At 78.1% G+C, this 388-nt stretch carries 1 protein-coding gene; it reads left to right on the top strand.

Going from position 1 to position 388, the window contains the following annotated elements; genetic code table 11:
* Positions 1-388 (top strand): 3-deoxy-D-manno-octulosonic acid transferase (locus A612_RS13365; RefSeq protein ID WP_040436933.1); only part of this gene is annotated, 388 nt, incomplete at both ends.

Consider the following 388-nt stretch of genomic DNA (forward strand, 5'->3'; position numbering starts at 1 on the left):
GGCGCGCGCGGGCCGAGCCGCTGTACGGCGAGCATGTGGCCGAGCGCTTCGGCCGCTACGCCTCCGCGCCGCGCAGCGCCGCGCCGCCCGGTGGCGCGCCGCTGGTCTGGATCCACGCCGTGTCGCTGGGCGAGACCCGCGCGGCGGCCATCTTGCTGCGCGAACTGCGCGCGCACCTGCCGGGGATGCGCCTGCTGCTCACGCACGGCACGGCCACGGGACGCGCCGAAGGCGCGCGCCTGCTCGGCCCGGGCGATCTGCAGGCCTGGCTGCCCTGGGACACGCGCGCTGCCACGCAGCGTTTCGTGCGGCACTTCCGCCCGGACATCGGCGTGCTGATGGAGACCGAGGTCTGGCCCAGCCTGGCGGCCGCCTGCCGCGCGGCGGG

This window comes from Melaminivora alkalimesophila, assembly GCF_000282995.1.
In the GTDB taxonomy this organism is placed as follows: domain Bacteria; phylum Pseudomonadota; class Gammaproteobacteria; order Burkholderiales; family Burkholderiaceae_C; genus Melaminivora; species Melaminivora alkalimesophila.